This is a genomic window from Steroidobacter sp. (genome assembly GCF_016790065.1).
In the GTDB taxonomy this organism is placed as follows: Bacteria; Pseudomonadota; Gammaproteobacteria; order Steroidobacterales; family Steroidobacteraceae; genus Steroidobacter.
In genome coordinates this window covers 1-6,256 of record NZ_JAEUPY010000141.1, presented here as the reverse complement: position 1 = coordinate 6,256, position 6,256 = coordinate 1, and the positions used below count along the sequence as shown (strand labels likewise).

The window sequence follows — 6,256 nt, the reverse complement described above, 5'->3', positions numbered from 1 at the left end:
TTGCCAGCACGCTACGTCGAACCGAATCTGCCGTCCGTAACAAGGCCGGCATGCACGGCATTTCGCTTCGCGCCCGGCGCTGACGCTCCTGTTACCATTCGCCGCCTCTGCAGGACCGGGGCGGCGTGTGGTCGGAGCGAGTCGGGCATTCATCGGTCTAGTGGCGCTGGCGGCAGCCGGCTGCGCTCGCGCTCCAGAAGAGTTGGCCATCGCCGGGCCCACCATGGGCACGACTTACTCGATCAAGGTCGCGTCCGCCCCCGACACGGTCGATGCGCATGCGCTGCGGGTCGCGGCCGACCAGGTGCTCGAACGCATCGACCTGAGCATGTCGGGCTACCGCGATGATTCGGAAATTTCTCGCTTCAACGCTTCGACTTCGACCGATTGGGTCGAGGTGTCCACCGATCTGGCCACCGTGGTGGACTATGCGTTGCAGGTCAGCCGCGATTCGGGTGGCACATTCGACATAACTGTGGGGCCGCTGGTGGCCGCTTGGGGCTTCGGCGCGAAAGGCGAACCCATCGAGCTGCCCGATGCGACTCGGCTGGCCGAACTCAAGGCTCAGGTCGGCTACCAAAAACTCCAGGCTCGGCTGCAACCGCCAGCCTTACGCAAAGCCGACGCGGCATTGCGGGTCGATCTGAACGGCATTGCGCCGGGCTATGCGGTCGACTTGATGACCGAGCGCTTCCGAAGCATGCAGCTCAGTCATTTCATGATCGACATCGGCGGCGAAGTGCGTGCGCAGGGTCGCAATGCGCGTGGCCAGCTGTGGCGAATCGCAGTCGAGCGGCCCATCGATGCAGAGCCTGAACCGTATGCCATCGTGCAGCTCGACGATGCGGCGGTGACTACTTCGGGCGAATACCGTCACTACTTCGATCGCGACGGTCATCGCTATTCGCACACCATCGATCCTCGCACCGGCCGGCCGGTCGAGCATACCCTCGCCTCTGTGGTGGTGATCGGTCCCACCTCCATGTACACGGACGCTTGGACTACGGCACTCAATGTTCTAGGCACTGAAGCCGGTATGGAGTTGGCGACCAAGCTCGACATGCCGGCACTGTTCATCGAGGCTCGGGGCACCGAGCTTCATTCCGTCACCACGCCGCGGTTCGCGGCGTATGTGGCCGCTCCTTAGCCTTTATTCACGCAGGAAATAAACTATGAAGTGGATGATCCCGACCGGTCTCGCGGCCAGTGCACTGTTCGCTACTGCCACTGCCTCGGCGCAAATCACTGGTGCGCAGATCGATAGCGCGGCCGCCAAGCTCGAGTCCAAAGTCATTGCTTGGCGCCGGGACATTCATCAGCACCCTGAGCTGAGCAATCGTGAGACGCGCACGTCCAAGCTGGTCGCGGATCATTTGAAGAAATTGGGCCTGCCGGTGCGTACCGGCATTGCTCACACCGGCGTGACAGCTGTTCTCAAAGGCGGCAAGCCGGGGCCAGTGATTGCGTTGCGTGCAGACATGGATGCGCTGCCGGTGACCGAGCAGGCCGATGTGCCATTCAAGTCGACGGTGACTACCGAGTATCTGAGCAAGAAGGTCGGCGTGATGCACGCCTGCGGCCACGATTCGCACGTCGCCAATTTGATGGGCGTAGCGGAACTGCTGGTCGGCATGAAGCAGGATCTGCCGGGCACGGTACTGTTTATTTTCCAGCCTGCTGAAGAAGGCGCGCCGGAAGGTGAAGAGGGCGGTGCTGCGCTGATGATCAAGCAAGGTTTGTTCAGCGAAGTGAAGCCTGAAGCGGTGTTCGGCTTGCACGTTACGTCGAACTTGAACACCGGCGTGTTGGGTTATCGATCGGGGCCGTTCATGGCCGCGTCCGATACGTTCCGTATCGAAGTGATTGGACGGCAAGCGCATGGTTCTCGACCGTGGTCGGGTGTGGATCCCATCGTTGCGGGCTCGCAGATCGTGATGGCGTTGCAGACCATCGTCAGTCGCCAGATCGATATCACCGAGCTGCCCGCGGTCGTGACCATCGGCAAGTTTGACGGCGGCGTTCGTCACAACATCATTCCGGATTCGGTGGATATGCGTGGCACGTTGCGGACTTTCGATAAAGGCATGCGTGCCGACATCATCAAGCGCATCGAGCGCACGGCCAGCAATGTTGCTGCTTCCAGCGGTGCGCAGGCGAAGGTGACGTTTAGCGCGGCCAACTATCCGGTGGTCATGAACAATCCCGAACTCACCCAGCGTTCGTTGCCGTCTCTGCGACGGGTGGTTGGGGACGATCGGGTCGTAGTGATGCCGTTGATCACCGGCGCGGAAGATTTTGCTTACTACGCCGATCTGATTCCCAGCTTGTTCTATTTCGTCGGCGTCACTCCGCAGGGGCAGGACGCGAAGTCAGCGCCAAGCAACCATTCGCCGCTGTTCTACATCGACGAGCCTAGCATCGCGTTGGCTACGCGCTCGCTGGCGACGTTGGCTCTGGATTATTTGCAGGCGCGCAAGTAGACGCTTTACCGCAGCTCAGCTAGCGCCGCCGTCATCGTGTCGCCGATGCCTTCGTGGAGGACTAAATCGGCGGCGTCATCCAAAGGAGTGGCATCGCGGTTGACGATGACGAGCTTGGCGCCGTGTTGTTTGGCGCGGAGCGGGAAGTCAGCGGCAGGGTAAACCGACAACGAAGAACCCAGGACTAGAAACAAATCGCAGGCCTGGGTTTCTTCCTGAGTGCGTCGCATGGGCAGCTCGGGCATTTGCTGGCCGAAAGAAATGGTGGCGGTTTTGATGATGCCGCCACAGCGTTTGCAGGGGCCGACGTTACCCAGCTCCTGAAACTCACGCTCCAGGTCGACCAGTTCGACGCGCGTCTGGCACTTCAAACATTTGGCGTAGGTCGAGTTGCCGTGCAGCTCGATCACTTTCTGCTCGGGGACGCCCGAGACCTGATGCAAGTTGTCGACGTTCTGAGTGACGACGACAGCGGCGCGACCGGACTGAATCAGTTCGGCCACGGCCAGATGACCCCGATTGGGTTTGGCACCGACCCAACCGTCGGCATTGCTGAAACGGCGGCGCCACGCTTCGCGGCGCGTGTGCTCGGAGGCGATGAAGTCCTGGAAATAAATGGGCTGCATCTTGCTCCACAAGCCGCCGGGGCTGCGGAAATCGGGAATGCCCGATTCGGTGCTGATGCCGGCACCGGTGAAAATCAGCACGCGCTGGCTGGCGCTGAGAAAATCGCCCAGAAGATTACCCGAAAAATTACTAGGAGCAGTCATGCGGCGGTTCAGCGGTTGGCGGTGAGCGACCCGTGGAGAGGTGGGAGGAATCGTTTCCTCTTTATACTCTCACTTGCCGCCCGTTCCGCCTACCGCCAAACCGAAACCAACCCTCGGCAGGAATCTTCAGCGCAAGGCTGCCGTCTGCAGCTTGCCGTTCTCTACCGGAATGCGTGCGCCCGGATCACGGTCCATGCGGACTGTGTCTTCCTGGTCACCCAACCGATAGTGCACATCGTAGCCAACGATGTGTTCCTTGCTGTCGTACACCGTCTCGCAACGAGTTTCCGTGGTGGTGTACGTGTTGCCGTTTTGCATGCGTTGCTGGACCTTGTTGCCAGCATAGCCGCCTGCAGCGGCACCGGCGGCGGTGGCGATTTTCCGGCCGCTGCCATCGCCTACCTGATTGCCCAGCACACCGCCCACCACCGCGCCAATCACGGTGCCGGCAATGCGCTTCTCATCTTTCGCAGGTGCCTGATGGGTGACGGCGTGATCGTTACAAACTTCCCGCGGCGTGCGAGTCGTTTGTTTCACGGCGTCGACTTTCAGCACTTCTGCAAACTTGGGGCTGCGATCGAAGATATCCAGATTGGCCACTGCCGCTCCGGCCGTAACGACCGCCGCACCCAGTACCAAACCCATGACCAACGACTTATTCATGCTGTCTCACGCGCAGTGTGTAGGACGTAGACTAAACGAAAAGGGCCCAGGGACGGTTCCCGTCGCCGGATGGCGTCAGCTATGGCTGACAGGGTTCAGAAAAGAAAAAGGCGCCGGAAAGTCTTCGCGGCGCCCTATGAAAGAGATTCGGAATTCGCGGGGCGATTAGTTCGCGCGTGCCTCGCGCTGCTGCTGCATCTCAGTACGTAACGTGGCCTCGAGCCAATCGTTCATGGTGATCATGGTATTGCGTGCCGACTGCGCGTGAATGCCGATGATGACGCCGGTGGATTCATCGATCAGCGGTGCACCCGGGGCGATGTCCCGTGAATCCAAATCATGTGTGAAGCCGCCGGCGGTCGATGCCACGAGGCCATCGGCACGACGTTCGTAAACAGTGCCGCGAGCTTTGCGCTTGATGCTGTCGGCGTCGATGTCGCTCTTGTAGCCGACCATCACCACTGACGCGGCGGCGCCGGAGAAACGGCCCAGCGGCATGGTCCGCTGCGCGTAGCGCGAAGGCTGGCTCAAACGCACGACGGCGAGATCTTTGCTGAGCTGACCGGAAGAGCCGGCTTCATCCCATTGTGACTTCACATACGACACTGGAATGCGCTCGCGCACCTGGCCGAGCGAATCGAGGCTGTTGTAAGTGCAGTCTTCGGGCTCCGCGCCGTTGGTCGATTTCTCAAAGGCATGCGCAACGGTGACGCCGATGTCGAAGGCGCCGACCAGAAAGGCAGTCGAAGTGCGCTGCTTGCCGTCCACGCTACAAGAAATCACACCAACGCCGCTGAACGAAGCATAGTCCTTGGCGGACACTTCACTCCGTCGCAGCGAGTCGTATTGACTGGCCTGATCGTGCGCCGTGGAGAAACGGAAAAAATGTTGGGCGGACGCAGGCGAGGACAAGTCGGGCCGGCATTCACTGCCGCTGCCGCACAGGGCGCTGTCGGCGTCGGCGCGCTGCATGCTCATCATGGCCAGTGCCGACATCGCTCCGGCCAGCAGCGCCAGTTTCAGGACGCTCTTGTTAGAGTTGCTGACAGAGGGCACAGAGGCAGAGGTCGCGCGCATGGTCACCACCGGCTTGGATGCTAGACAAGTTCGCATGTCGAGGCAGATTGGGCTTTAGGGCAAAGCCTGAAGCACACAATTGCCTTGGCCTGTCCGCGCTCTGCGGACGCGGGCAGCGCTCATCGCCACTACCCTTGCGATCGAGCCTATGAGGATGAGTTCGGTGAGGACGTGACGAGCCTCAAGTTCTCGCGCTTGAATTTGAGACCCAGCTCCAGGATTACGGACAAAAAAACAGGCCGGGACGAACCCGGCCTGAAGCGAAGCTGGCTGAACGGATAGACGCTTGGATAGACGACTAGGCGCTCGTCAGGCGGAAGGTGATGGCCACCTGCGTCCAGGCGCTAATCGCATTAGTACCGTCGGTCGCGGCCACGAAGCGCCACTTACGAACAGCATCCATCGCTGCTTGGTCGAGTCGCGCGAAGCCACTGCTCGAAGCAACGGCCACGTCACGCGGACGACCGTTCGCATCGACCAATACCTTCAAGCGCACAGTGCCTTCCTCACCCGCACGACGCGAAGAAGAAGGATAGGTCGGCTCGACTCGATTGCTGGTTTTCAGATCCTGCGCGACGGCGCCTGCTGCTGTGGTTGCGGCAATCGCATTCTCAGAAGCCGGCACTGCAGTGTCTGACGGAGGCACCACAGCTTCCTCGAACTGGATCTCGGGCATCGGTTGTTCGGTGGGCATGACCTGATCGATCTCCGGCTTCACCGGCACCGGCTTGTCCGGCTCGGACTCGGTCTGTTCCGGAATGAACACTGCCTCGAGCGGTGCCGCGAATTGCGGAACCTTGACTACGCCCATGCTGGCAGCCAGACCATAGATGATGAGGATATGAATGCCGATGACGGCAGCGGCGGGCCCGCCTCGGGACAGAAGGCCCTCATTCTTCGGGGTACCTGGTGCGTACATTCTGACCTCCACTTCTACATGGGCCACCACGGGCCTACGTTGCATATAAACGGGCCGAATCGCGGGAAGGTTCAAAATGGCCTGGCGTGGCTGACGTCGCCGATTGGCGGCAACCCGAAAAAGTTCCGTACACTCCGCGGTATGACGACCAAGATCTCAGAGACCGCCCGCGGCTTACTGGCCGACACAGAAGCGCGGTTGCAAGCGGCGCGCGGCGACAATCCCGACAGCTGGAATGCCATCCTCGCCGAAGCGCGCGTTGCCGAGTCGTTGGTGCGGGTTTGGACTTGTAGCGAGTTCATCGCGACCAGCTGCATACGTTCGCCCGCAGTGCTTACAGAGCTCAT

At 60.7% G+C, this 6,256-nt stretch carries 7 protein-coding genes; 3 read left to right on the top strand and 4 right to left on the bottom strand.

The window, feature by feature from the left end:
* Positions 1-127 precede the first annotated feature (127 nt).
* Both JNL55_RS05995 and JNL55_RS05990 read left to right on the top strand, forming a co-directional pair.
* Complete coding sequence (locus JNL55_RS05995) at positions 128-1,147, top strand: FAD:protein FMN transferase (protein WP_293850676.1); 1,020 nt, start codon at positions 128-130, stop codon at positions 1,145-1,147.
* A gap of 34 nt (positions 1,148-1,181) precedes the next feature.
* The gene (locus JNL55_RS05990) at positions 1,182-2,480 is read left to right on the top strand and encodes an amidohydrolase (protein ID WP_415923014.1); all 1,299 of its coding nucleotides are present in this window, start codon (positions 1,182-1,184) and stop codon (positions 2,478-2,480) included.
* Positions 2,481-2,485: 5 nt separating this feature from the next.
* Here JNL55_RS05990 and JNL55_RS05985 read toward each other — a convergent pair whose 3' ends face one another.
* The 4 genes from JNL55_RS05985 to JNL55_RS05970 form a co-directional block, all read right to left on the bottom strand.
* Complete coding sequence (locus JNL55_RS05985) at positions 2,486-3,250, bottom strand: SIR2 family NAD-dependent protein deacylase (RefSeq protein WP_293850670.1); 765 nt, start codon at positions 3,248-3,250, stop codon at positions 2,486-2,488.
* A gap of 126 nt (positions 3,251-3,376) precedes the next feature.
* Positions 3,377-3,913, bottom strand: coding sequence for a glycine zipper 2TM domain-containing protein (locus JNL55_RS05980; protein WP_293850667.1), 537 nt, complete (start codon positions 3,911-3,913; stop codon positions 3,377-3,379).
* 165 nt (positions 3,914-4,078) lie between these two features.
* Positions 4,079-5,026: a hypothetical protein gene (locus JNL55_RS05975; protein WP_293850664.1), complete on the bottom strand. Its 948-nt coding sequence runs from the start codon at positions 5,024-5,026 to the stop codon at positions 4,079-4,081.
* A 262-nt stretch (positions 5,027-5,288) separates the two neighbouring features.
* The gene (locus JNL55_RS05970; RefSeq protein WP_293850661.1) at positions 5,289-5,909 is read right to left on the bottom strand and encodes an energy transducer TonB; all 621 of its coding nucleotides are present in this window, start codon (positions 5,907-5,909) and stop codon (positions 5,289-5,291) included.
* A gap of 141 nt (positions 5,910-6,050) precedes the next feature.
* Between JNL55_RS05970 and JNL55_RS05965 the strand changes: the two genes are divergently transcribed.
* On the top strand, positions 6,051-6,256 hold a 206-nt coding region (locus tag JNL55_RS05965; protein ID WP_293850658.1), incomplete at its 3' end, for a hypothetical protein.

Excerpts from the sequence above, each read along its gene's own strand:
- JNL55_RS05990 (WP_415923014.1), top strand. The coding sequence starts at position 1,182 with ATGATCCCGACCGGTCTCGCGGCCAGTGCACTGTTCGCTACTGCCACT.
- JNL55_RS05985 (WP_293850670.1), bottom strand. The coding sequence starts at position 3,250 with ATGACTGCTCCTAGTAATTTTTCGGGTAATCTTCTGGGCGATTTTCTC.
- JNL55_RS05980 (WP_293850667.1), bottom strand. The coding sequence starts at position 3,913 with ATGAATAAGTCGTTGGTCATGGGTTTGGTACTGGGTGCGGCGGTCGTT.
- JNL55_RS05975 (WP_293850664.1), bottom strand. The coding sequence starts at position 5,026 with ATGCGAACTTGTCTAGCATCCAAGCCGGTGGTGACCATGCGCGCGACC.
- JNL55_RS05970 (WP_293850661.1), bottom strand. The coding sequence starts at position 5,909 with ATGTACGCACCAGGTACCCCGAAGAATGAGGGCCTTCTGTCCCGAGGC.